The sequence below is a fragment of the Streptomyces sp. NPDC012827 genome, assembly GCF_042900905.1.
GTDB lineage: Bacteria > Actinomycetota > Actinomycetes > Streptomycetales > Streptomycetaceae > Streptomyces > Streptomyces gulbargensis.
The window spans coordinates 315,458-338,827 of sequence record NZ_JBIBBY010000001.1 but is presented as its reverse complement, the minus strand read 5'-3'; the positions used below and the strand labels follow the sequence as shown (position 1 = coordinate 338,827).

General features: G+C 71.9%; 22 protein-coding genes. 13 read left to right on the top strand and 9 right to left on the bottom strand.

Going from position 1 to position 23,370, the window contains the following annotated elements; all coding sequences use genetic code 11:
* Both scy and mce read right to left on the bottom strand, forming a co-directional pair.
* The coding region (scy, locus tag ACFY60_RS01460) for a polarized growth protein Scy (RefSeq protein WP_389456981.1) at nt 1–3,182 on the bottom strand (3,182 nt) is incomplete at its 3' end.
* A 214-nt stretch (nt 3,183–3,396) separates the two neighbouring features.
* The gene (gene mce / locus ACFY60_RS01455) at nt 3,397–3,849 is read right to left on the bottom strand and encodes a methylmalonyl-CoA epimerase (protein ID WP_388607726.1); all 453 of its coding nucleotides are present in this window, start codon (nt 3,847–3,849) and stop codon (nt 3,397–3,399) included.
* 137 nt (nt 3,850–3,986) lie between these two features.
* Here mce and ACFY60_RS01450 point away from each other — a divergent pair, with 137 nt between their 5' ends.
* Both ACFY60_RS01450 and meaB read left to right on the top strand, forming a co-directional pair.
* Complete coding sequence (locus ACFY60_RS01450) at nt 3,987–5,189, top strand: acetyl-CoA C-acetyltransferase (RefSeq protein WP_388607728.1); 1,203 nt, start codon at nt 3,987–3,989, stop codon at nt 5,187–5,189.
* A gap of 32 nt (nt 5,190–5,221) precedes the next feature.
* Nucleotides 5,222–6,181, top strand: coding sequence for a methylmalonyl Co-A mutase-associated GTPase MeaB (gene meaB, locus ACFY60_RS01445; protein WP_388607729.1), 960 nt, complete (start codon nt 5,222–5,224; stop codon nt 6,179–6,181).
* 143 nt (nt 6,182–6,324) lie between these two features.
* On the opposite strand, the gene ACFY60_RS01440 is transcribed toward meaB, so the two are convergent.
* From ACFY60_RS01440 to ACFY60_RS01425, 4 genes are all read right to left on the bottom strand, one after another.
* Nucleotides 6,325–6,801 carry a MarR family winged helix-turn-helix transcriptional regulator gene (locus ACFY60_RS01440; protein ID WP_388607730.1) on the bottom strand — a complete coding sequence of 159 codons (477 nt, stop codon included), beginning with the start codon at nt 6,799–6,801 and terminating at the stop codon, nt 6,325–6,327.
* Nucleotides 6,802–6,918: 117 nt separating this feature from the next.
* Complete coding sequence (locus ACFY60_RS01435; protein WP_388607732.1) at nt 6,919–7,704, bottom strand: AIM24 family protein; 786 nt, start codon at nt 7,702–7,704, stop codon at nt 6,919–6,921.
* Nucleotides 7,701–8,351: an AIM24 family protein gene (locus tag ACFY60_RS01430; RefSeq protein ID WP_388607733.1), complete on the bottom strand. Its 651-nt coding sequence runs from the start codon at nt 8,349–8,351 to the stop codon at nt 7,701–7,703. The genes ACFY60_RS01435 and ACFY60_RS01430 overlap by 4 nt, the downstream gene beginning before the upstream one ends.
* Complete coding sequence (locus tag ACFY60_RS01425; protein ID WP_388607734.1) at nt 8,351–8,989, bottom strand: AIM24 family protein; 639 nt, start codon at nt 8,987–8,989, stop codon at nt 8,351–8,353. Before ACFY60_RS01425 ends, ACFY60_RS01430 begins: the two co-directional genes overlap by 1 nt.
* A 107-nt stretch (nt 8,990–9,096) precedes the next feature.
* Here ACFY60_RS01425 and ACFY60_RS01420 point away from each other — a divergent pair, with 107 nt between their 5' ends.
* The 4 genes from ACFY60_RS01420 to ACFY60_RS01405 all read left to right on the top strand — a co-directional run bounded on the left by ACFY60_RS01420 (nt 9,097) and on the right by ACFY60_RS01405 (nt 13,676).
* Nucleotides 9,097–9,441 (top strand): DUF3817 domain-containing protein, encoded by a 345-nt coding sequence (locus tag ACFY60_RS01420; protein ID WP_309051810.1) that lies wholly within the window; start codon nt 9,097–9,099, stop codon nt 9,439–9,441.
* The gene (locus tag ACFY60_RS01415; protein WP_309051811.1) at nt 9,438–9,731 is read left to right on the top strand and encodes an MTH1187 family thiamine-binding protein; all 294 of its coding nucleotides are present in this window, start codon (nt 9,438–9,440) and stop codon (nt 9,729–9,731) included. The genes ACFY60_RS01420 and ACFY60_RS01415 overlap by 4 nt, the downstream gene beginning before the upstream one ends.
* A gap of 153 nt (nt 9,732–9,884) precedes the next feature.
* On the top strand, nt 9,885–11,711 hold the full coding sequence (locus tag ACFY60_RS01410; RefSeq protein WP_388607735.1) for a glycosyltransferase family 2 protein: 1,827 nt from the start codon (nt 9,885–9,887) through the stop codon (nt 11,709–11,711).
* Nucleotides 11,712–11,714: 3 nt separating this feature from the next.
* Nucleotides 11,715–13,676 carry a galactose oxidase-like domain-containing protein gene (locus ACFY60_RS01405; protein ID WP_388607737.1) on the top strand — a complete coding sequence of 654 codons (1,962 nt, stop codon included), beginning with the start codon at nt 11,715–11,717 and terminating at the stop codon, nt 13,674–13,676.
* Nucleotides 13,677–13,700: 24 nt separating this feature from the next.
* Here ACFY60_RS01405 and ACFY60_RS01400 read toward each other — a convergent pair whose 3' ends face one another.
* Nucleotides 13,701–14,723, bottom strand: coding sequence for a glycoside hydrolase family 6 protein (locus tag ACFY60_RS01400; protein WP_388607738.1), 1,023 nt, complete (start codon nt 14,721–14,723; stop codon nt 13,701–13,703).
* A gap of 219 nt (nt 14,724–14,942) precedes the next feature.
* Between ACFY60_RS01400 and ACFY60_RS01395 the strand changes: the two genes are divergently transcribed.
* The 3 genes from ACFY60_RS01395 (at nt 14,943) to ACFY60_RS01385 (ending at nt 17,616) form a co-directional block, all read left to right on the top strand.
* Complete coding sequence (locus ACFY60_RS01395) at nt 14,943–15,452, top strand: MarR family transcriptional regulator (RefSeq protein ID WP_345285485.1); 510 nt, start codon at nt 14,943–14,945, stop codon at nt 15,450–15,452.
* A gap of 55 nt (nt 15,453–15,507) precedes the next feature.
* Complete coding sequence (locus tag ACFY60_RS01390) at nt 15,508–15,840, top strand: DUF3817 domain-containing protein (protein ID WP_345285483.1); 333 nt, start codon at nt 15,508–15,510, stop codon at nt 15,838–15,840.
* 75 nt (nt 15,841–15,915) lie between these two features.
* Nucleotides 15,916–17,616, top strand: coding sequence for a methylmalonyl-CoA mutase (locus tag ACFY60_RS01385; RefSeq protein ID WP_388607739.1), 1,701 nt, complete (start codon nt 15,916–15,918; stop codon nt 17,614–17,616).
* Between the two features lie 65 nt (nt 17,617–17,681).
* Here the strand turns inward: ACFY60_RS01385 and ACFY60_RS01380 are convergent, their stop codons facing one another.
* Together ACFY60_RS01380 and ACFY60_RS01375 are read right to left on the bottom strand one after the other, a co-directional pair.
* Nucleotides 17,682–18,092: a PPOX class F420-dependent oxidoreductase gene (locus ACFY60_RS01380; RefSeq protein WP_388607740.1), complete on the bottom strand. Its 411-nt coding sequence runs from the start codon at nt 18,090–18,092 to the stop codon at nt 17,682–17,684.
* Nucleotides 18,093–18,102: 10 nt separating this feature from the next.
* The gene (locus ACFY60_RS01375) at nt 18,103–18,735 is read right to left on the bottom strand and encodes a TetR/AcrR family transcriptional regulator (protein WP_388607742.1); all 633 of its coding nucleotides are present in this window, start codon (nt 18,733–18,735) and stop codon (nt 18,103–18,105) included.
* A 316-nt stretch (nt 18,736–19,051) separates the two neighbouring features.
* Between ACFY60_RS01375 and ACFY60_RS01370 the strand changes: the two genes are divergently transcribed.
* From ACFY60_RS01370 to ACFY60_RS01355, 4 genes are all read left to right on the top strand, one after another.
* Nucleotides 19,052–20,017: a tetratricopeptide repeat protein gene (locus tag ACFY60_RS01370; protein ID WP_388607743.1), complete on the top strand. Its 966-nt coding sequence runs from the start codon at nt 19,052–19,054 to the stop codon at nt 20,015–20,017.
* Nucleotides 20,018–20,606: 589 nt separating this feature from the next.
* Nucleotides 20,607–21,275, top strand: a complete 669-nt coding sequence (locus tag ACFY60_RS01365; RefSeq protein ID WP_388607745.1) for a DUF6230 family protein — start codon at nt 20,607–20,609, stop codon at nt 21,273–21,275.
* Between the two features lie 89 nt (nt 21,276–21,364).
* Nucleotides 21,365–21,940: a DUF6114 domain-containing protein gene (locus ACFY60_RS01360; RefSeq protein WP_388607746.1), complete on the top strand. Its 576-nt coding sequence runs from the start codon at nt 21,365–21,367 to the stop codon at nt 21,938–21,940.
* The gene (locus tag ACFY60_RS01355; protein WP_388607748.1) at nt 21,930–23,303 is read left to right on the top strand and encodes a hypothetical protein; all 1,374 of its coding nucleotides are present in this window, start codon (nt 21,930–21,932) and stop codon (nt 23,301–23,303) included. Before ACFY60_RS01360 ends, ACFY60_RS01355 begins: the two co-directional genes overlap by 11 nt.
* Nucleotides 23,304–23,370: the final 67 nt, after the last annotated feature.

Sequence of the window (23,370 nt, the reverse complement as noted above, 5' to 3'; positions counted from 1 at the left end):
GCGGCGTCGGCGCGCCGCTTGTCGGCGGCCTTGCGGGCCTCGTCGAGGACCCGCTCGCCGTCCGCGCGGGCAGCGGCGCGCAGCGCCTCCGCCTGTGCCTCGCCCTCCGCCTTGACCTGCTCGGCCTCGGTACGGAGCCGCTCGGCGTCCCGCTCCGCCGTCTCCAGCAGCTCGGCGGCCTCGGTGGTGAGCCGCTCCGCCTCGGCGGTCGCCTCGCCGATGAGGGTGTCGGCCTGTGCGGCGGCGTCGGCGCGCCGCTTGTCGGCGGCCTTGCGGGCCTCGTCGAGGACCCGCTCGCCGTCCGCGCGGGCAGCGGCGCGCAGCGCCTCCGCCTGCGCCTCGCCCTCCGCCTTGATCCGCTCCGCCTCGGCCCGCAGCCCGGCCGCCTCGGCGCCGATCCGCTCGGCCTCCGCCCGCGCCTCGCCGACCACCGAATCGGCGCGCTCGGCCGCCTCGGAACGGATCCGGTTGGCGTCCTCCCGGGCGTCCGCCCGGGTGCGGGCCGCGTCCTGCTCGGCCGCGGCGAGCGAGTCCGTGACCTCGGTCCGTACCCGCTGCGCGTACTCGGCGGTGTCCGCGCGCAGCTTCTCCGACTCGGTGATCGCGTCCGCGACCGTCCGCTCGGCCAGCGCCTTCGCGGCCTCCGACTCCTCCTGGGCGCGCGCCCGGACCCGGGCCGCGTCCTCGGTCGCGCGCTCCCGCTCCTCGTGGGCGTCGGCGCGGACCCGGTCCGCCTCCTCCTGCGCCTCGGTACGGGTCCGCTCCGCCACGTGCTCGGCGGCGGACCGCAGCCCGGTGATCTCCTCCTCGGCCTGCTCGCGCAGCCCGGCCACCGAGTCCCGCACCTCCTGGGCGGTCTGCTCGGCGGCGGTGACCATCTCGGTCGCCCGGGCGTCCGCCTCCTCGACCAGGCGCTGCGCCTCGGTCTGCGCCTCCTCCACCCGCTTGCGGGCGGCGGCGAGGAGTTCCTCCGACTGCTCGCGGGCCAGCTCGCGCTCCCGGCCCGCCTCGGAGCGCGCCGATTCCAGGGTCTCCTCGGCCTCCCGGCGGCGCCGGTTGGCCTCCTCCTGTGCGGCGGCCAGCGCCTCCGCGGCCTCCGCGGCGACCCGCTCGGCCGCCGCGGCGGCCTCGGCCCGCACCCGGTCGGCGGTCTCCTGGGCCTCCGACTTCAGGCGCTCGGCCTCGGTGGCGGCCTCCGTGCGGAGCCGTACCGCCGTCGCCTCGGCCTCGGCGCGCGCCGTGGACGCGTCGGCCGCGGCCTCGGTCCGCAGCCGCTCGGCCTCCTGCTCGGCCTGCTCCCGGAGGGTACGGATGCGCTCGGCGGCCTCGGTGCGCAGCCGCTCGGTCTCCTCGGCGGCCTCGCGGCGGATCCGCTCGCTCTCGGCCCGGGCGTCGGTGAGCTCCTGCCCGGCGGCGGTGACCTTCGCCTCGGCGTCGGTGTGCAGCCGGGCCAGCTCCTCGGCGGCCTGGGCGCGCCGGGCCTCGGCGGCCCGCTCGGCGTCCGCGCGCAGCTCGGCGGCGGCCTTCTCGGCCGCCTCCCGTACGGACTCCGCCTGCTCCTCGGCCTCGGCACGCAGCCGCTCGGCCTCGGCACGGGTCCGCTCCAGGGTCTCCTCGGCCTGGGCGCGGAGCGTCTGGGCCCGCTCCATCGCCTCGGTCCTGACCCGCTCGCTCTCCGTGCCGGCCTTGGCGCGCAGCTCGTCGGCGTCGGTACGGGCCTTGGCGAGGAGCTCCTCGGCGGTCCTGGCCGCCTCCTCGATCTGCTGGACGGCCTCGCGGCGGGCCTCGCCGCGGATCCGCTCGCCCTCGGCGATCGCCTCGGCACGCAGCTGCTCGGCCTCGCCGCGCAGCCGGCGGGCCTCCTCCTGGAGCTCGACCGTCTTGGCCCGGTACTCCTTGGTGTCGTCCTTCGCGGAACCGAGCAGCTCGTCGGCCTGCTCCTCGGCGCGCGACCGCAGCCGGTCGGCCTCGGTCTCCGCCTCGCGGCGGATCCGCTCCGCCTCCTCGGCGGCCTTGCGGGTGGTCTCCTGCGCGCTCTCGGAGGCCTTGCCGAGGATCTCCTCGGCGCTGCGGGCGGCCTTGGCGAGCGCCGCGGCGGAGTCCTCGGCCGCCGCCGTACGGGCCTTCTCGGTGGCCTCGGCGACCAGCTTCTCGGCGCGCTCGGTGGCCTCGCGGAGCTTCTCCTCGGCCTCGGCCTTGAGGGCCTCCGCCTCCTTGGTGGCCTCGCCGACGAGCCGGGCGATCTCGGTCTTGGCGGTGCGGGTGCGCTGCTCGTTGACGGACTCGGCGGAGGCGAGCTGCCGGGCGGCCGCCTCCTTGGCCTCGTCGAGGGTCCGCTCGGCCTCGGCGCGGGCCAGGCGGAGCTTCTCCTCGGCCTCCTGCATCCGCTGCTCGGCGGCGCGGGAGAGCTCGGTGGCCTGGCGGCGGGCCTGGTCGGTCTCGGCGGTGGTGGTGGTACGGAGCTGCTCGGCGTGGCTGGTGGCCTCCTGCGCCTGGCTGGAGGCGGCGGCGAGGAGCCGCTCGGCGTCCTTGCGGGCGCGCAGCAGAATCGCTTCGGCCTCGGCACGGGCGGACTCCGCCTCGGCGCCGACGCGGCGGCCGGTCTCCTCGGTGAGCCGGGCGGCCTCGGCGCGGGCGGCGGCGAGCGCCTGCTCGGCCTCGGCGCGGGACTCCTCCATGAGCCGGCGGGCCTGCGCCTCGGTGCGGGCGCGCAGCTGCTCGGCCCAGGCGACGTTCTCGTTGACGTGCGCCTCGACGGTCCGGCGGCGCTCGTTCAGCTCCTGGTCGAGCTGCTGGCGGCGCTGCACGGCCTCGTTGTGCAGCTCGGCCTGGAGCCGGGCCTGGTGCTCGGCGTGCTCCTGGAGGATGCGCTGCGTCTGGGCCCGGGCCTCGCGCAGTTCGCGCTCGGCGTCCTGGCGCAGCTGCTCGGCCTGCACCTGGGCATTGCGCAGCAACTGCTCGGCCTGGTATCCGATGTCCGCGCTGTCGTAGGCGGGCCGGGACGCGATGGTACGGCGCGCCTCGTGGAGCTTGGCGCGCAAGACCTCCACCTGGTAGCCGAGGTCCTCGGCGTGCTGGACGGCCTTCTCCCGCTCGGTCTTCAGCCGCTCCATCTCGGCCTCGAACCGGGCGAGATGGTCGTCTTCAGCTCGGTGGCTCTCCTGGCGTTCGTAGCCCCGCACTGCGCGGTCCCATCCTTCCCCGAGCTCTCCGAGCAGGGGAGACCCCAACCCTGCCCGCAACTCCAACGAGCACGTCCTCTCGGCCGAGGACGGACCCCCGGGGAATCGTGGCAGATCGGACGACCCCGACATCCCGACTTCGGTGCCGTGCGCGCACGGCTCCGACCGGCCCCGGCCCGGAGTCGCCCACTCTACCGGGCCGGGAATCCGGAGGTCAGTGCTCCGCTGAGGAGTGGTCAGCCGAGGGCTTCGCCGAAGTGACCAGTTCCGTCAGGACGCCGTGGCAGTCCTTGGGGTGGAGGAAGGTGATGCGGGAGCCCATGGAGCCGATCCGCGGCTCGTCGTAGAGGACCCGGACGCCCTTGCCGCGGATGGCCTCGGCGTCGCCGTCGACGTCGGCGGTGCCGAAGGCGATGTGGTGCACGCCCTCGCCGTTCTTGGCCAGCCACTTGCCCACCGCGGAGTCCTCGCGGGTGGGCTCCAGGAGCTGGAGGTAGGAGGCCCCGCCGTCGGAGGTCCCGTTGATCTTGAGCATGGCCTCGCGGACGCCCTGCTCCTCGTTGACCTCGGTGTGGAAGACCTCGAAACCGTACGTGGCACGGTAGAACTCGACGGTCCTGTCCAGGTCGAAACAGGCGATCCCGATGTGGTCGATACGCGTCAGCATGTGTCCAGTGCAGCGCCGCGGCGGTGGTTACGCAACGTGCGCGCGATCACACCGACCGGCCGGTGACCCGGCACCGCACCGCTCAGTACATTGGCGGTAAACCCTCGTTCACTCCTCATCCCAAGGGGCTGTGCCTCATGTCTGGAACGACCGGTACCACCTCAGTGATCGTCGCGGGCGCCCGCACGCCCATGGGTCGTCTGCTCGGCTCGCTCAAGTCCTTCTCGGGCGCCGACCTCGGCGGCTTCGCCATCAAGGCCGCCCTGGACCGGGCCGGCATCGGCGGCGACCAGGTCCAGTACGTGATCATGGGGCAGGTGCTCCAGGCGGGTGCCGGGCAGATCCCCGCCCGCCAGGCCGCCGTAAAGGCCGGCATCCCGATGAACGTCCCGGCCCTCACCGTCAACAAGGTGTGTCTCTCCGGCCTCGACGCCATCGCCCTCGCCGACCAGCTCATCCGCGCGGGTGAGTTCGACGTGGTCGTCGCCGGCGGCCAGGAGTCGATGACCAACGCCCCGCACCTGCTGCCGAAGTCCCGTGAGGGCTACAAGTACGGCGCCGTCGAGATGCTCGACGCGATGGCCTACGACGGCCTCACCGACGCCTTCGAGGGCATCGCCATGGGCGAGTCCACGGAGAAGCACAACACCCGCCTGGCCATCGCGCGCGAGGTGCAGGACGAGATCGCCGCCCTCTCGCACCAGCGGGCCGCCGCCGCCCAGAAGAACGGCATCTTCGAGGCCGAGATCACCCCGGTCGAGATCCCGCAGCGCAAGGGCGAGCCGGTCGTCTTCTCCCAGGACGAGGGCATCCGCGGCGAGACCACGGCCGAGTCCCTCGCCAAGCTCCGCCCGGCCTTCGCCAAGGACGGCACGATCACCGCCGGCACCTCCTCGCAGATCTCCGACGGCGCCGCCGCCGTGGTCGTGATGAGCAAGGCCAAGGCCCAGGAGCTGGGCCTGGAGTGGATCGCCGAGATCGGCGCCCACGGCAACGTGGCCGGCCCGGACAACTCGCTCCAGTCCCAGCCGTCCAACGCGATCCGCCACGCCCTGAAGAAGGAGGGCCTCCAGGTCGAGGACCTCGACCTGATCGAGATCAACGAGGCCTTCGCCGCGGTCGCCCACCAGTCCATGAAGGACCTCGGCGTCACCCCCGAAAAGGTGAACGTCAACGGTGGCGCCATCGCGCTCGGCCACCCCATCGGCATGTCCGGTGCCCGGGTGGTGCTGCACCTGGCCCTGGAGCTCAAGCGGCGCGGCGGCGGCGTCGGCGCGGCCGCGCTGTGCGGCGGCGGCGGTCAGGGCGACGCGCTGATCATCAAGGTCCCGGGCAAGTAAGTCACCCACGTAAAGCGCAAGGAGCTCGACTGATGGTGGACGTCCCCGCTCTGGTCGCCCAGGCACGGGAGGGCCGGCCGCGTGCCGTGGCCCGGTTGATCTCGCTCGTGGAGGGGGCGTCCCCGCAGCTGCGCGAGGTGATGGCGACGCTGGCGCCGCTGACGGGCGGCGCGTACGTGGTGGGCCTGACGGGCTCGCCGGGCGTGGGCAAGTCCACGTCCACCTCCGCGCTGGTCTCGGCGTACCGCAGGGCGGGCAGGCGGGTCGGCGTGCTTGCCGTCGACCCGTCCTCCCCGTTCAGCGGGGGAGCGCTGCTCGGTGACCGGGTGCGGATGTCGGAGCACGCCTCCGACCCGGGCGTCTACATCCGTTCCATGGCCACCCGCGGCCATCTGGGCGGTCTCGCCTGGGCGGCCCCGCAGGCCATCCGCGTGCTCGACGCGGCCGGCTGCGAGGTGATCCTGGTGGAGACGGTCGGCGTCGGACAGTCGGAGGTGGAGATCGCCTCCCAGGCCGACACCTCCGTCGTCCTCCTGGCGCCCGGCATGGGCGACGGCATCCAGGCCGCGAAGGCGGGCATCCTGGAGATCGGCGACGTGTACGTGGTGAACAAGGCGGACCGGGACGGGGCGGACGCCACGGCCCGGGAGCTCAACCACATGCTGGGCCTCGGTGAGGCGCGCGCGCCGGGCGACTGGCGGCCGCCGATCGTGAAGACGGTCGCGGCGCGCGGCGAGGGCGTCGACGAGGTCGTGGAGGCCCTGGAGAAGCACCGGGCGTGGATGGAGGAGCACGGGGTGCTCGCGGAGCGCCGGCGGTCCCGTGCGGCGCGCGAGGTGGAGACCATCACCATCACGGCGCTGCGGGAGCGGATCGGCGACCTGCGCGGCGACCGGCGCCTGGACGCGCTCGCGGAGCGGATCACCGCGGGCGAGCTGGATCCGTACGCGGCCTCCGACGAGCTCGTGGCGAGCCTGACGGGCACCGCCTGAGTCTCCGTACGGTCCCGGCCGTACGGCCGGGCCACGGGACGCGGTGACGCGAAAGGGCCTTCCCGGACGGCCGGGAAGGCCCTTTCGCGCCGCTGGTGCGGCCCGGCGCGGATATGTCAGGTCGGGGGCGCCGGGGGGCGCCGTCAGGGCTTGCCGCGCAGCCCGCGCAGCTCCTCCGCGACCGGCTTCAGCGAGTCGTGGAGGTCGGCGAGGGCTTCGGGGCTCAACCGGTCGATGAAGTGCCGGCGAACCGATTCGACGTGGTGCGGGGCGACCTTGCGCATGGTCTCCATGCCGTGGTCGGTGAGGACGGCGTAGAGGCCGCGCCGGTCGGACTCGCAGTGGGCGCGCTCGACGAGACCCGCGTTCTCCATGCGGGTGATCTGGTGGGAGAGGCGGCTCTTGGACTGGAGGGTGGCCGCGGCCAGGTCGCTCATGCGCAGCCGCCGCTCGGCCGACTCCGAGAGGTTCACGAGGATCTCGTAGTCGTTCATCGTCAGACCGAAGGGCTGGAGGTCCCTCTCCAACTGGTGCGTCAGCATTCTGTTGACGTCCAGGTACGTGCGCCAGGCGCACTGCTCGGCGTCGGTGAGCCAGGGGGTGGCTGTCTCGGTCTCCATGTATGGATTCTACCTAAGAAGTTGAATACTTGACGAAATCGGGGAGTGTGACGCGACGCACCCGCTGCCCCTGCACGGACACGCCTTCGAGGGGCGTCACACTCCGCAGACTACCGCTCACAGCCCGAAGCGACGCTGGAGGTCCCCGAGCTGTCCGGGAAGGCGCGGCACCGAACCGTGCTGACCCTGGCCGGAACCGTGCCCTCCCGTGCCGCCGGGGACCCCGGGCTGCGCCGGCGTCGCGCCCGCGTCCCGCTCCGGCATCAGCAGCTCCGTCGACTGGAGCAGCACCGTGCCCGCGCCCACGAACTCGAACTGGTGCTCCTCGCCCGAGGTGCCCCCGATCCCCGTCAGGGCGCGCAGCCCGCCCATGACGCCCGTCATGTACCCGTGGTCGTAGTGGTGGCACGGGGACGGGCAGTCCGCCCAGCCCACCAGCGCCTGCGGGTCCACCCGCAGCGGCGGCTCCATGAAGACCACCGGGCCGTTCGACGCCGCCACGAACTTGCCCGTGCCGATCAGCGTCACGAAGCCCGGCACGATCGACTGCTTCAGCGCCAGCGACGGCTGGTACGCGAGCAGGTTCCCGGAGCGGATCGTCAGGTTGCCCTCGTCCAAGTCGTAGGAGTTCACGTCGAACGCCCGGTCCGCGAGCAGCATCTTCCCGCTGCCCTCCGCCACCACCCAGTCGCTCGCGTGCAGCGGCGAGTGGAAGGAGGTGCGGACCAGCCGGTCCAGCCGGCCGTGCCCGATGCCGTTGAACTCGATCCGCCCGTAGTAGGCGATCATCTTCCCCTTCTGCAGGAACCACTGGGAGCCCTTGAGCTCCACGCAGAAGGTGTACGGATCGACGTTGTCGTCCGACGGCAGCGTGTGCGGGTCGTGGATGACAGGGGTGCTCACAGCTTCTCCTCCGAGGCCTGGACGTAGACCACGCCGCTGCCGCTCAGCTCCAGCTGGAACGCCTCGCCCGAGCCGCGGCCCACCATGTCGCGCCAGCCCAGCGCGGTGGACAGCTTGTTCCGTACGTCGCCGCGGTGCGCCACGTACGCCTGCGGGTCCACGTGGACCGGGCGTCCCGGCGCGATCGGCAGCTCGATCACCCCGCCGTGCGCCATGACGGCCACCGAGCCGTGCCCCTTCAGGGTGGTGGTGAACAGGCCCTGGCCCGTCACCTGGCCTCGCACCATGCCCATGACCCCGCCCTGCGAGCCCATGAACATCGTGCCCTGCTCCAGGGTGCCGTCGAAGGCGAGCAGCCGGTCCGCCTCCACGTAGAGGGTGTCGCCCGCCAGCGTGATCACCTGCACATGGTGGCCGCCGTGCCCGAACAGCACCGTGCCGCTGCCCTCGACCGTCATCAGCGGGGTCGCCTCGCCGGCCACCCGGCGCCCGATCATCGACATCAGGCCGCCCTGGCCGCCGCTCAGGTTCGGCGTGAAAGAGACCTCGCCGCGGTAGGCCAGCATCGCGCCGCGCTGGCTGAAGAGTCGCTGTCCGGGGACGACCTGGGCCTCGACCATCTTGGAGTTGATCTCCCGGAACGGCATCAGACATCCCCACCGATCGTGTTCCGCTCGCTCGGCTGCACGTAGACGAGCCCGTCGCCCTCGAAGCGGATCTGGAACGCCTCGCCGCCGCCCTCGCCCATGAACGTGCGGAAGGTCACACCGGACTGGAAGCTCTGCTGGAGGTTGCCCTGGTGGGCGATGTACGCGCCGGGGTCGACGGACAGCGGGTACTGCGGGGTCACCCGCAGCACCACCGCCGGGCCGTCGGACAGGAGCGCGGCCTGCCCCGTACCCTCCACCGTCGTGGTGAAGAGGCCGTTGCCCGTGGCGCCGCCGCGCAGCCCCGTGAAGGTCGTCCCGGTGCGCAGCCCCTCGTCCGCGCAGAGGAGGTTGCTCGCCTCCACCCACAGCTTCTCGCCGCGCAGCGAGACGAGGTTGATCTCGGAGGCCCGGTCGGCGAACCAGCAGGTCCCCTCGCCGCGTACCTCCATCACCTCCATCTGCTCGCCGGTGAGCCGGCGGGTCACCATGCCGCGCAGGCCCTCACCGCCGCCGCTCATCTTCTTGAACGCCATCCGGCCGTCGTAGGCGACCATCGAGCCGTTCTTCGCCTTCACGGCGTCACCGGTCAGGGAGACGGCGAGCACCTTGCTGCCTTGGAGTCGGAACGTTGCCACGGCCTCGACGGTACTGGGGACCCGGTTAAAGGGACTGCAAAGTCGGAGTGCACAATGGGACGGCCCTTGTGCATCCGTTCACAAGATCGAACGAAGGTGACCCCGTCGTGGACATCAAGACCGCCTCCTCGCTGCACCGGCTCCGCCTGGTCTCCGGACCCGAAGCCGTGTCGTTCCTGCTCCTGCTCGTCTGCTCGGTCCTCAAGCGGACCACGGACTTCAACGCGGTGCCGGTCATGGGCGCGATCCACGGCATCCTCTTCGTCCTCTACGTCCTGTTCTGGCTCGACGCCTGGAACCGCACCAAGTGGTCCTTCACGACCGCGGCCCTCTACTTCGTCCTCTCCGTCCTGCCCTTCGGCGGCTTCTACGCCGACCGCAAGCTGAAGCGCGAGGCCGAGGCCGCCGTCATCGCCTCCCGCGCCCGCCGCGAAGGCACGGTGAACGCGTGATCGTCGCCTTCTCCGTCACTCCCCTCGGCGTGGGCGAGGAGGTCGGCGAGTACGTCGCCGACGCCGTCCGGGTCGTCCGCGAGTCCGGACTGCCGAACCGCACCGACGCCATGTTCACCTCCGTCGAGGGGGAGTGGGACGAGGTGATGGACGTCGTGAAGCGGGCCGTCGCCGCCGTCGAGGCGCGCGCCCCGCGCGTCTCCCTCGTCCTCAAGGCCGACATCCGGCCCGGCGTCACCGACGGGCTCACCGCCAAAGTGGCCACCGTGGAGCGCCACTTGGCGCAGTGACCCCGCCCCCTCCACCGAGCCCCCGAACCTCCTGGTCCGGGGGCTCACCCGTACGGCGCCGAGAACAACTCACTCGGACGACTCCGGTCGACACACCGAACGCTGTCCCCTTTTGTAGGGGTATCGACCCGTTCGACGACAGCTGGAGGCACCGTGCGGCCGGGAGGCTACGACTACGACACCTACAGCCGACTCGCCGGTCCCCTCACGGAGCCGGACACGGCGGCCTACACGGTGCAGTACCGGAGTCTGCTCGCGAAGGAGCCGCACCGAATACGCGCCGTCCTCCTCATGGGTCTCGCGCCGGTCCTCTCGGCGCTGCTCCTGGCCTACCTCGTCTGGCCCACCCACTGGACCGTCCGCGAGGGCGGCGACCGCTGGCTGGTCCGCTTCGACACCGTGATGCTCGTGTCGATCGGGCTCATCTGCTTCTTCATGCTGGTGAACGTCGCCTCCATCGCCCACGCCACCATGGTCGCCCGCGACCCCGTCCCCGTGCGCCCCCGGCGCGGCACCCGCGTCGCCTTCCTGACCACGTACGTCCCGGGCAAGGAACCGCTCACCATGGTCCGCGGCACCCTCGAAGGCGCCGTACGCCTCCGCCACGACGGCCCCCTGGACATCTGGCTCCTCGACGAGGGCGACAGCGCCGAGGCCAAGGCGCTCTGCGCCGAACTCGGCGTCCGCCACTTCACCCGCGCCGGCGTCCCCGAGTGGAACCGCGCCAAGGGCCCCCACAAGGCGAAGACCAAGCACGGCAACTACAACGCCTGGATCGCCCGGCACGGCGACGACTACGACTTCTTCGCCTCCGTCGACACCGACCACGTCCCGCTCCCCAACTTCCTGGAGCGGATGCTCGGCTACTTCCGCGACCCGGACGTCGCCTTCGTCGTCGGCCCGCAGGTGTACGGCAACTACACCGGCGCCGTCACCAAGGCCGCCGAATCCCAGCAGTTCCTCTTCCACGCGCTCATCCAGCGCGCCGGGAACCGCTACCACGCCCCCATGTTCGTCGGCACCAACAACGTCGTACGGATCACCGCCGTCAAGCAGGTCGGCGGCCTGTACGACTCCATCACCGAGGACATGGCCACCGGCTTCGAACTGCACCGCACCAAGAACCCCGCCACCGGCCGCTACTGGCGCTCCGTCTACACCCCCGACGTGCTCGCCGTCGGCGAGGGCCCCGCCTCCTGGACCGACTTCTTCACCCAGCAGCTGCGCTGGTCCCGCGGCACCTACGAGACGGTCCTCAAGCAGTACTGGAAGGCTCCCTTCAGGATGCCGCCGGGCCGCTTCCTCAACTACACCCTGATGGTCGTCTACTACCCCATGACGGCCGTCAACTGGCTGCTCGGCATCCTCAGTTGCGTCCTCTACCTCTGGCTCGGCGCCTCCGGCACCCAGGTCTCCTCCCAGGTGTGGATGATGATCTACAGCGACGCCGTCGCCCTCCAGATCGGCCTCTACCTCTGGAACCGGCGCCACAACGTCTCCCCGCACGAACCCGAGGGCTCCGGTGGCCTCGCCGGCATGGTGATGTCCGCGCTCTCCGCGCCCATCTACCTCAAGTCCCTCGGCTCGGCGGTCCTCCGCACCCGGGGCCGCTTCGTCGTCACGCCCAAGGGCGGCGCGGCCAGCCCCGACCGGGTCCTCACCTTCCGCATCCACCTCTTCTGGGCGGCGGTCCTCGCCGTCTCCCTCGTGGCCTCCGCCCACTTCGACCACACCCACGCGGCCATGCGCACCTGGGCGGTGCTGGCCCTGGTCATCGCCCTCGCCCCGGTCACCGTCTGGGCCTGGACGGCCCTGAGGGAGCGGCGCCTGCTCCGGCTCCGCGCGCACGCCCGGGCCCGGGCCCGCGCCCGCGGGCGCGTCCACGCCCGCGAGGGCGTCGAGGTGGTGCCCGTACCGCCGCTGCCCCCGCATCCGCCCGCGTCGGCCGCCCCCGCGCCGACGACGACCGGAGGGAACTGATCCATGGCCTACCGGCCGTCGAAGAAATTCAAGAAGACCCTGCTCGGCAGCGGTGCCGTCCTGGTCCTCGCGGCCCTCAACGCCCCCGCGGCCGTCTCCTTCGCCGAGGAGAAGTACCACGCGTACAAGATCGCCCAGCCCGGCTACAAGAAGGCCTACGGCTCCTGGGCGCAGGTCGACGTCCCCGGCGAGTACCGGGTCAACGCCATCCACGCCGCCCTCCTGCACACCGGCAAGGTGCTGCTCATCGCCGGCTCGGGCAACAGCCAGAAGAACTTCGACGCCGGCACCTTCGAGACCGTCCTGTGGGACCCGGCGAAGAACACCTTCAAGAAGATCCCCACCCCCGAGGACTTCTTCTGCTCCGGCCACACCCAGCTGCCCGACGGCCGCCTCCTGGTGGCCGGCGGAACCGCCCGCTACGAGGTCCTCGACGGCGAGGTCCGGCGGGCCGGCGGCGGCATGCGGGTGAAGAACGAGAGCCCCGACAAGGCCGTGACCCTGAAGAAGGGCACCGTCTTCCGCTCCCCGTCCGGGGTCGAGTACGTCTCCACCACCGACGTCACCGTCCCGAAGGCCAAGCGCGACTTCGAGATCTCGTACTTCGAGAGCGGGCAGATGAAGCCCTGGAAGACCAAGGTGACCGCCGCCGAGGCCCGGGTCTTCGTCGAGGCCAGGAAGGAAGGCCCCCAGGCCCTCACCACCGAGGCCGCCCAGTACGAGATCGTCGGGCTCAAGGGCGAGGACGCCGACAACGTCTACGGCATCGCCCAGAAGCTCACCACCGAGAAGCAGGACTTCCAGGGCATCAAGGCCGCCTACGAGTTCGATCCCAGGGCCGAGAAGTACATCCCGGTCGCCCCCATGAAGGACGCCCGCTGGTACCCGACGCTCGTCACCCTCCAGGACGGCAAGGTCCTCGCCGTCTCCGGCCTCAACGACGTGGGCGACGTCGTCCCCGGCGACAACGAGATCTACGACCCCGTCACCAAGAAGTGGTCCAAGGGCCCCTTCCGGTACTTCCCCACCTACCCCTCCCTCTTCCTCACCAAGGGCGGCAAGCTCCTCTACACCGGCTCCAACGCCGGCTACGGCCCCGCCGACAAGGGCCGCGAGCCGGGCCTGTGGGACCTCGGGAAGAACGCCTTCACCCGGCTGCCCGGCCTCACCGACCCCGACCAGCTGGAGACCTCCGCCTCCCTGATCCTGCCGCCCGCCCAGGAGCAGAAGGTCATGGTCCTCGGCGGCGGCGGGGTCGGCGAGTCGCCCAAGTCCACCGCCCGCACCTCGATCATCGACCTGTCGAAGGACAGCCCCGCCTTCCGGGACGGCCCCGCCCTCCCGCAGGGCACCCGCTACCTCAGCAGCGTCCTGCTGCCCGACGACACCGTCTTCACCACCGGCGGCTCCGGGGACTACCGGGGCCGCAGCGGCAGCGACATCCTCAAGGCCCAGTTCTACGACCCGAAGGCCAACGCCTTCCGCGAGGCCGCCGAGCCGACCGTGGGCCGCAACTACCACTCCGAGGCACTGCTGCTGCCCGACGGCCGGGTCGCCACCTTCGGCTCCGACCCCCTCTTCGACGACAAGGACAACACCAAGCTCGGCACCTTCGAGCAGCGCATCGAGGTCTTCACCCCGCCCTACCTGCACAAGGCCGGCGCCGGCCGGCCCGCCCTCGGGGAAGGACCGAAGGAGCTCGACCGCAACGGCCGGGCCACCTTCAGGACCCGTGACGCCGGCCGGATCGCCAAGGCCCGCCTGATGCGCCCGAGCGCCGTCACCCACACCACCGACGTCGAGCAGCGCTCGGTCGAGCTCGGCCTGACCAGGGGGCGGGACGGGGCCTCGGTCACCGTCGACGTCCCGGACGACCGCACCCTCGTCCCGCCCGGCTGGTACATGCTGTTCGTCACCGACCGGGACGGCACCCCGTCCGAGGCGAAGTGGCTCCAGGTGGACTGAGGCGGGGCGGGCACGGCGGGCGGTTCAGGACGCCGCCCGCCGCGCCAGGCCCAGCGCGTAGTCCGGCCACCACGTCCCGGCCGCCGGCCCGCCCCGGCACTGACCGTCCGACTCGCCGGGACGCTTGATCCACAGGTAGGCGTCGATCAGCGCGTCCCCGGTCCGGTCCGTCGGCGGCACGCCGAGCGACCGGCCCGGCGGATTGCACCAGGCCTCCGCCCGGTCGCCCGGGAGGGGGCCGGCGCCGTTCCTGCTCGTGTCCACCGTGAAGTGGAGGCCCCCGAGGAGCCCCGAAAGGGTCGCGCCGAAGCTCCGGACCGCCTCGTTCGTCTGGAAGTTCGACACGTTGAGCGCGAAGCCGTCGGCCCGCGCCACCCCCGCCCGCCGCAGGGGCTCCACCAGCTTGCCCGGATCCTCGATCCAGGCCGGATTGCCCGCGTCCAGATAGACCCGGACGCCCGGCTGCCGCTTGAGCCGCACGATCGCGTCCGCGAGCAGCCCGTACCGCTCGTCGTGGTACTGCGCCGGGGTGCAGCCGTCCACCACGTGCGGCACCGCGTCCGGCTCCAGGACGACGATCGCCCGCGCGTCCCCGATCGCGGAGGCGAAGGCGTCGATCCAGTCCCGGTAGGCCTGCCCGTCGTGCGCGCCGCCCGCCGAGTACATCCCGCAGTCGCGGTGCGGGATGTTGTACGCGACGAAGACGGCCGTACGGTTCCCGGCCGCGGCGCCGCGCACCGCCCGTGCGATCTCCGGCACCGGGTCGTCACCCGCCGGCCACACCGCCACCGGCCGTTCGGCGATCCGCCGCAGGACCCGGGCGTCCTCGGCCCTCCCCTCCGCCTCGAACGCCCGCACCTGCCGGGCCGCGTCGCTCTCCGGGTCCACCCAGAACGGCGAGCCGCTCGCCGGCGCCGCCGACCGGGCGGGGGCGGACGGCGGCCCGACGGGCGTCCGGCGGGGCTCCTCGCCGGGGGAGCAGCCGGGCAGCAGCAGCGCGGAGACGAGCGCCAGGGCGGCGGCGGTGACGGCGGAGCGGCGGGACATCCGGCCCCCAGGGTCGGGTACGGGACGGTGCGGGACGGTCCGGACGGGCAACGGGGACAGTGCGTCACGAACGGAGCAGCGATGCGTCACAATCCGTGACATACCGGGTCATCGTGGCACAGCCGCCGGTCACTCTCCGGTTGCGACACCGCGCGGCCACCCGCGACCGAAGGGCGAGACGGGGCTGACCGCCATATGACCAGTCGGTAAGGTCGACGCGTGCCGAAGCCGCTCAGTCTCCCCTTCGACCCCATCGCCCGCGCCGACGAACTCTGGCAGAAGCGGTGGGGCCCGGTCCCCTCGATGGCCGCGATCACCTCGATCATGCGGGCCCACCAGATCCTGCTCGCGGAGGTCGACGCCGTCGTCAAGCCGTACGGGCTGACCTTCGCGCGGTACGAGGCCCTGGTCCTGCTCACCTTCTCCAAGGCGGGCGAGCTGCCGATGTCGAAGATCGGCGAGCGGCTGATGGTCCACCCCACCTCCGTGACGAACACGGTCGACCGGCTCGTGAAGTCCGGCCTCGTCGCCAAGCGGCCCAACCCGAACGACGGCCGGGGGACCCTCGCCTCCATCACCGAGAAGGGCCGCGAGGTCGTCGAGGCCGCCACCCGGGACCTGATGGACATGGACTTCGGGCTCGGCGCCTACGACGCCGAGGAGTGCGCCGAGATCTTCGCGATGCTCCGGCCGCTGCGCGTGGCCGCGCACGACTTCGAGGAGTCCTGAGCCCTCCCCGGGCCCTCCCGAAGATCGCCCCGAAGGGGCGGTTACGCTCGACTTCATGAAATCCAGCGTGCTGACCCGCTACCGCGTCATGGCCTACGTGACCGCCGTCATGCTCCTCGTCCTGTGCGGGTGCATGGTGGCCAAGTACGGCTTCGACACGGGCGAGGACGTGACCTTCGCGGTCTCCCAGCTCCACGGCGTCCTCTACATCCTGTACCTGATCTTCGCCTTTGACCTGGGCTCCAAGGCGAAGTGGCCGTTCGGCAAGCTCCTGTGGGTCCTGCTGTCGGGGACGATCCCCTTCGCCGCCTTCTTCGTCGAGCGCAAGATCGTCGCGGAGACCCTGCCGCTGGTCCGGAACACCGCCGCGGAGCCCGCCAAGGCGTGATCCACACCGCCGCGCGCGGCGCGCGCGGCGGTTGCCCATCGACATTTACTAGGACGTCCTAGTAAATTCGATCGTATGGACGCTGACGCGATCGAGGAGGGCCGCCGCCGCTGGCAGGCCCGTTACGACAAGGCCCGCAAGCGCGACGCCGACTTCACGACGCTGTCCGGGGACCCGGTCGAGCCCGTCTACGGCCCCCGGCCCGGGGACACGTACGAGGGCTTCGAGCGGATCGGCTGGCCCGGCGAGTACCCCTTCACCCGCGGCCTGCACCCCACCGGCTACCGCGGCCGGACCTGGACCATCCGCCAGTTCGCCGGCTTCGGCAACGCCGAGCAGACCAACGAGCGCTACAAGATGATCCTCGCGGCGGGCGGCGGCGGCCTCTCGGTCGCCTTCGACATGCCCACCCTCATGGGCCGCGACTCCGACGACCCCCGCTCGCTCGGCGAGGTCGGCCACTGCGGCGTCGCCATCGACTCCGCCGCCGACATGGAGGTCCTCTTCAAGGACATCCCGCTCGGCGACGTCACCACCTCGATGACGATCTCCGGCCCGGCCGTCCCCGTCTTCTGCATGTACCTCGTCGCCGCCGAGCGCCAGGGCGTCGACCCGGGCGTCCTCAACGGCACGCTCCAGACCGACATCTTCAAGGAGTACATCGCGCAGAAGGAGTGGCTGTTCGAGCCCGAGCCCCACCTGCGCCTCATCGGCGACCTCATGGAGCACTGCGCGGCGAAGATCCCGGCGTACAAGCCGCTCTCCGTCTCCGGCTACCACATCCGCGAGGCCGGGGCGACGGCCGCGCAGGAACTCGCCTACACCCTCGCCGACGGCTTCGGCTACGTGGAGCTCGGCCTCTCCCGCGGCCTGGACGTCGACGTCTTCGCCCCCGGCCTCTCCTTCTTCTTCGACGCGCACCTCGACTTCTTCGAGGAGATCGCCAAGTTCCGCGCCGCCCGCCGCATCTGGGCCCGCTGGATGAAGGAGGTCTACGGCGCGAAGACCGACAAGGCCCAGTGGCTCCGCTTCCACACCCAGACCGCCGGCGTCTCCCTCACCGCCCAGCAGCCGTACAACAACGTCGTGCGCACCGCGGTCGAGGCCCTCTCCGCGGTCCTCGGCGGCACCAACTCGCTCCACACCAACGCCCTCGACGAGACCCTCGCCCTCCCCAGCGAGCAGGCCGCCGAGATCGCGCTCCGCACCCAGCAGGTCCTCATGGAGGAGACCGGCGTCGCCAACGTCGCCGACCCGCTGGGCGGTTCCTGGTACGTCGAGCAGCTCACCGACCGGATCGAGGCCGACGCCGAGAAGATCTTCGACCAGATCAGGGAGCGCGGCCGCCGCGCCCACCCGGACGGCCGGCACCCCATCGGCCCGATGACCTCCGGCATCCTCCGCGGCATCGAGGACGGCTGGTTCACCGGGGAGATCGCCGAGTCCGCCTTCCGCTACCAGCAGGCGCTGGAGAAGGGCGAGAAGAGGGTCGTCGGCGTCAACGTCCACCACGGCTCCGTCACCGGCGACCTGGAGATCCTGCGGGTCAGCCACGAGGTCGAGCGCGAGCAGGTCCGCGCGCTCACCGAGCGCAAGGCCCACCGTGACGACGCCAAGGTGCGCGCCTCCCTCGACGCCATGCTGGCGGCGGCCCGGGACGGCTCGAACATGATCGGCCCGATGCTGGAGGCCGTACGCGCCGAGGCCACCCTCGGCGAGATCTGCGACGCGCTGCGGGACGAGTGGGGCGTCTACACGGAGCCTCCGGGCTTCTGACCGGCCACCGGCCGAAGGGGCGGTACGGGATCTCCCGTACCGCCCCTCCCGCGTGCCGGGGCGACTTACCGCGCGGCCGTGCCGACCACCTTCGCCGGGGTGATCCGCACGACCACCCGGACCTTCTCCGGCGGCAGCTCCAGATACTCCTGACCGGCGCCCTCGCCCTCGTACCGCTCCGCGAGCGCGACGGCGAGCGCCCGGCCCTCGTCCTCGGCGACCGTCGCCGTGCCCCGTATCTCCGCGTACAGCAGCGAGTCGTGGCGGTCGTGGACGGTGAGGCTGACGCGCGGGTCCGCCTCGATGTTCCTGATCTTGCGACGGCCCGCCTGACTCGAGATCAGCAGCTCGTCGCCGTCCCGGCCGACCCACACCACCGAGGTCTGGGGGGAGCCGTCGGGCTGGATCGTGGCCAGCACGGCCGGGTTGACGTCGTCGAGCAACGCACGTACGGAGGCGCTCAGTTCCATGGTCACGCCCGCCACGCTAGCCGAGCGCGCCCACCGCGCCCAGACCTCCGATGAGGAGCGCGGAGAGCCGGCCGACCCAGGCCTGGTCCACCGGCTCCGCGCTCACCAGGGAGCGGTGCACGACCGCGCCCGCGACGACATCGAAGATCATGTCGTCGATGGCTTCCACGGTCAGCGGGTCGCGCTCCGCCGGCAGTTCGCCCCGTTCCTGCGCCCGCCGGCGGCCGTCCAGGACGAGCCGCTTCTGGCGGTCGACGATCGAGGAACGGATGCGCTCGCGCAGCGGCTCGTCGCGGGTGGACTCGGCGACCACCGCCATGAGGGCGGTCTTGGTCTCGGGACGTTCGAGGAGGGCGGCGAACTGGAGCACCACGTGCTCGATGTCGGCGCGCAGGGAACCGCGGTCGGGCAGTTGGAGTTCGTCGAAGAGGACGGCGACCGCGTCCACGACGAGCTCGTTCTTGTTGGCCCACCGGCGGTAGAGGGTGGTCTTGGCAACCCCGGCGCGCGCGGCGACGTCCCCCATGGTGAGCTTCGACCAGCCGAGCTCGACCAGGGCGGCACGGGTCGCCTCCAGGATGGCCGCGTCGGCCTCCGTGGAGCGGGGGCGACCGGTACGGCTGGTGCGGGGGCTGGTGCGGCTACACATGGACGTCGACCATACCCGCCGGTAGGTACGGCGCCAGAGGGCGGCGATGTGAGGCAGTTCACCGTCCGGATCTCGACCCGGCCCACCCTCTGCCATTACGCTACGACCCGTAGCGAAAGGCATTGAGCGGCCTGAGCGACAACCAGTGAAAGGCACCGGGTGGGGACCCGGTGCGAGGCGCCGGGTGGGGACCCGGTCGCCGAAGAGGACAAACCGTGCCAGTGCCCGCGCGTCTCGAACACCGGCGGGAGACGGCGGGCGGCACGGTTCAGCCATGGCTTACCGGTTACGCGCGCGGAAGGGGGAGGATGTACCCATGCAGCCCCGAAACATGTCCATGAGCGGCGTCGTCGACCTCGCCGCGGTGAAGGCGGCCGGAGAGGCCAAGGCGAAGGCGGAGCAGGCGCGCGCCGAGGCCGCCCGGCAGGGTGGTTCCGCGGCGGTCCCGCCCTCCGCCCTGGTGATCGACGTCGACGAGGCCGGCTTCGAGCACGAGGTCATCCAGCGTTCCGCCGAAGTCCCGGTCGTCCTCGACTTCTGGGCCGAGTGGTGCGAGCCGTGCAAGCAGCTCGGCCCCCTCCTGGAGCGCCTTGCCGTCGAGTACAACGGCCGCTTCCTGCTGGCCAAGATCGACGTCGACGCCAACCAGATGCTGATGCAGCAATTCGGCATCCAGGGAATTCCGGCCGTTTTCGCGGTGGTCGCCGGCCAGGCGCTGCCGCTGTTCCAGGGCGCCGCGCCCGAGGCCCAGATCCGGCAGACCCTCGACCAGCTGATCCAGGTCGGCGAGGAGCGCTTCGGTCTCACCGGTCTCACCGTGGACGGCGACGCCGACGGCGCCGCTCCCGCGCAGCGTCCCGCCGGTCCGTACGACAGCCTGCTGGAGGCGGCCATGTCCGCGCTCGACGCGGGCGACCTGGCCGGCGCCGTCCAGGCGTACAAGAACGTGCTCGCCGACGACCCGGCCCACCCCGAGGCCAAGCTGGGCCTCGCGCAGGCCGAGCTCCTGAGCCGCGTGCAGGGCCTGGACCCGCAGGCCGTCCGCAAGAACGCCGCCGACAAGCCGGACGACGTCGCCGCCCAGATCGCCGCGGCCGACCTCGACCTGGTGGGCGGTCACGTCCAGGACGCCTTCGGCCGTCTGATCGAGACGGTCCGCCGCACGGCGGGCGAGGACCGGGACGCGGCGCGGGTGCGGCTCCTGGAGCTGTTCGAGGTCATCGGCGGCGACGACCCCCGTGTGACGGCGGCCCGCCAGGCTCTCGCGCGCGTCCTTTTCTGAGCCGTACCCGGCATGGCCGGATCGCTTGACGATTTGGCGACAGAGCGACGGACAGCGGCTCCGCTTTACCAAAACTTGGTAATGCGGGGCCGCTGTTACTTGCAGTAAATCAATCCGGGGATTCTGTCCGCATTCACCCGGCAATCCTCCACTATCGGGCGCGACGTGCCCCCACCCTGCGTACCCGTTCGGTACCGCCCTGCCATGGCCCGGTTATCCACCCGTTACTAGTCAGTAACGAACCCCCTTGTGCGGCGCCCGCGAATGCACCACGATCGGCCACGCTCGGTCCGAACCGCACCCCCGGCACCCACCGGGCCCGCGGAGAGGGTCCCCACCGGGCGGGCCGGCGCCCCGGGCGCCGGTCGTGGACAGGGGGGTTCCTGCTCCCACCGGGCAGGGCCTGTCCAATCAGGTCGCGCGCCCCGCGCGGCCCGTGGTTGTCGCTCGGGGGTGATCGCCGGTGATTCGGACGCGCGTCGCGCCGCCTGATGCCTCGGCGCTCTCCTTCCCGAGGACGTAGCACTTCTCCCATCCCAGGACGGGCCCCGGCCCGCCCGGAGATGTACGTCCGAGAAGGAGGATTCTCATGAAGTCCCAGGTTCGTGGCGGGACCAGATGGAAGCGTTTCGCCGTCGTGATGGTGCCCAGCGTGGCGGCGACGGCAGCGATCGGTGTCGGTCTGGCGCAGGGTGCGCTGGCGGCGTCGTTCGCGATCTCCGGCCAGGAGTTCAAGGTCACCACCGACCGGCTGGAGGGCACCGAGTTCGTCCAGTACGGCAGCATCGCCAAGGGCAACACCCTGGACGGCAAGCCGTTCGCCGCGCCGGTCGCGGTCTCCGGCTTCGACACGGCCAAGATCACCAACATGTGCCAGTCGGTCGTCACCCCGGTTCCGGGGCTCGGTGACATCACCCTCCGCCTGGAGGCCGGCACGCAGGCGGCCAAGTCCGGCGCCGACGAGGACAAGGTCGCCGCCAAGGACATCTACCTCGACGTCTCCCAGCTCAAGGCGGACGCCGACTTCAAGAGCATCGACATCGGCGTCGCGGCCGGCCAGCTGCCCAAGCGGGAGGGTGGACAGGGCATCCAGCCCGGCACCCAGGCGAACGAGTTCGGCTTCGCCCAGCGCGCCGACTCCGTCGAGCTGACCAAGGTCAAGCAGAAGGCGTGGGCCACCACGGCCGCCACCTTCAAGCTCCCGGACCTGAGCCTGTCCCTGCACCGGGGCACCTCCAAGGAGTGCTTCCAGGACTGACCGGTCCTGAGGTGCGGGCCGCTCCGGCGGCCCGCACCCGCTTCTCCCCTTTTCTTTCTCAGCAACATCGCTTCCAGGGAGCTGTTTCCATGAGCGCCGAGATCCCCGCTTCCCGCGAAGTCCCCAAGGAGAACCGGTTCAAGGTCTGGCGGCAGACCCGGCCCTTCTGGGCGGGACTGTTCACCATCCTCGGTGGCCTGCCGATCGCCTATCTCCCCTACGGGGACATGCGGCTCGGCAACGTCACCCTCGCCATGAAGACGACCGCCGGATCCGGCGCGCTGATCATCGGCGTCCTCCTCATCACGCTCGGCCTCACGATGTGGTACCAGCCCATCGTCCGGGTCTTCGCGGGTGTCGCGACGATCGTCCTGGGGCTGGTCTCCATTCCCGTGTCGAACTTCGGCGGTCTCGTCATCGGGTTCCTGTTCGCCCTCATCGGTGGCGGCATGTCCGTGGCCTGGGCCCCCGCCCCGCCGATCGAGGAGTCCGCCGACGCGGAGTACGACGGCCGGCCGGAGGTCTCCGCGGAGGCCGCCCACGCGTCCGGGTCCGAGACCCAGGCCGTGGTGGCGGCCGGTGTCCCGGAGCAGCGCGAGGCGTACGGCGAGCCGGTGACCGACACGACGATCGACGCCAACGGCGGGAGGAACAGTGCGGGGTGACGAGACCCAGCCGGCGCTCGCGAAAGGTCCGCGGCACGCGGCCCCTCGCAAGACGCTGCTGAACAGGATCCAGGGCCCGGCGGGCAAGGCGATGGCGCTGGCCGCCATGCCGACCGCGGTGCTCGTGGGCATGGGCCTCACGCCCAAGCTCGCCCTCGCCGACGAGAAGGACATCCCCTTCGCGCCCGGCCCGTGCGTGACCCGCTCCGACGAACCGACTCCCGAGGGGACGACCGCCACGCCGTCGGCGAAGCCGACGGAGAGCACGCGGCCCTCGCCGACCGCCACCCCGACGACCGGACCCACGGCGACGGCGACGGCGACCCCGTCCGCCGAGCCGACGACGGCACCCTCCGTCACCCCGTTGCCGGCAGGCACCGGACCGGTGACGCCGCAGGGGGCGGGGGAGCGGGCACCCGCCACGACGGCCCCGGCGCCCACCGCCACGACGGTCCCGGCCGCCACGCCCACCCCGACGCCGACTTCGACTCCGACTCCGACGAAGTCGGTCAACCCGCTCGACCCGCTGGGCGTCGGCGACGCCTTGAAGGACCTTCTCGACGGCCCGGGGACCGAGCCGGCGGCCACCGCCCCGGCGGCGCCGACGACCACGGCCCCGGCGACGACCGCTCCGCCCGCCGTGCGACCGGTCGTCGAACCCGACGCCCTGGCCACGACGGCTCCCGTGGCCACCGCTCCCGCCACGACCGCCCCCCGGCCGACGCGGACCGCAGACCCGGCGGCCGGCGCGGTCAGGGACGGCATCGAGAAGGCGGCCAGGGAGGCGGGCGCCACCGTGCAGGAGCTCCCGGAGAGCGCCAAGGGCCTCGCCCCCAGGAAGGACGAGGACATCCCCGACGGCGCCAAGCCCCGGTTCCCGTGCCCCGTGCCGGACCCGGAGGCGCTCGCCGCGGCCGAACTGGAGCCGGGGATCCCGCTGCTCCCGGACGACCCCTGGCGCCTGGAGAGCACCAAGCTCACCCTCAAGGGCCTCAAGTACCACGGCATCGTGGAGGTGAAGACCGGCAGCGGCAAGATCAAGAAGGCGCTGAAGTTCACCGCGAGCAACGGCGTCGTGATCAGGGACCTGCACCAGCTGACGGTCCATTCGCCGGGCTTCACCGGCCACGTCCGCTCGGAGCGGGACTCGGACTCGACCATCACCGGGGGCACGGTGACCATGTACACCGAGGAGCTGAAGGGAAACCTCTTCGGCATCTTCCCGGTCACCTTCAGCCCCCAGACCCCGCCCCCGCTGGACGTCTCGTACGCCATGTTCACCGACGTGACGGTCATCCAGGCGGGCCAGTTCGGCGGCACCCTCGCGATCAAGGGTCTCCACAACACGATCGAGCCCAGCTGATCCCCGTACGACGCCGGTCGAGCCGGAAACGCCGGTGGGCCGCACCCCCCACGAAGGGGTGCGGCCC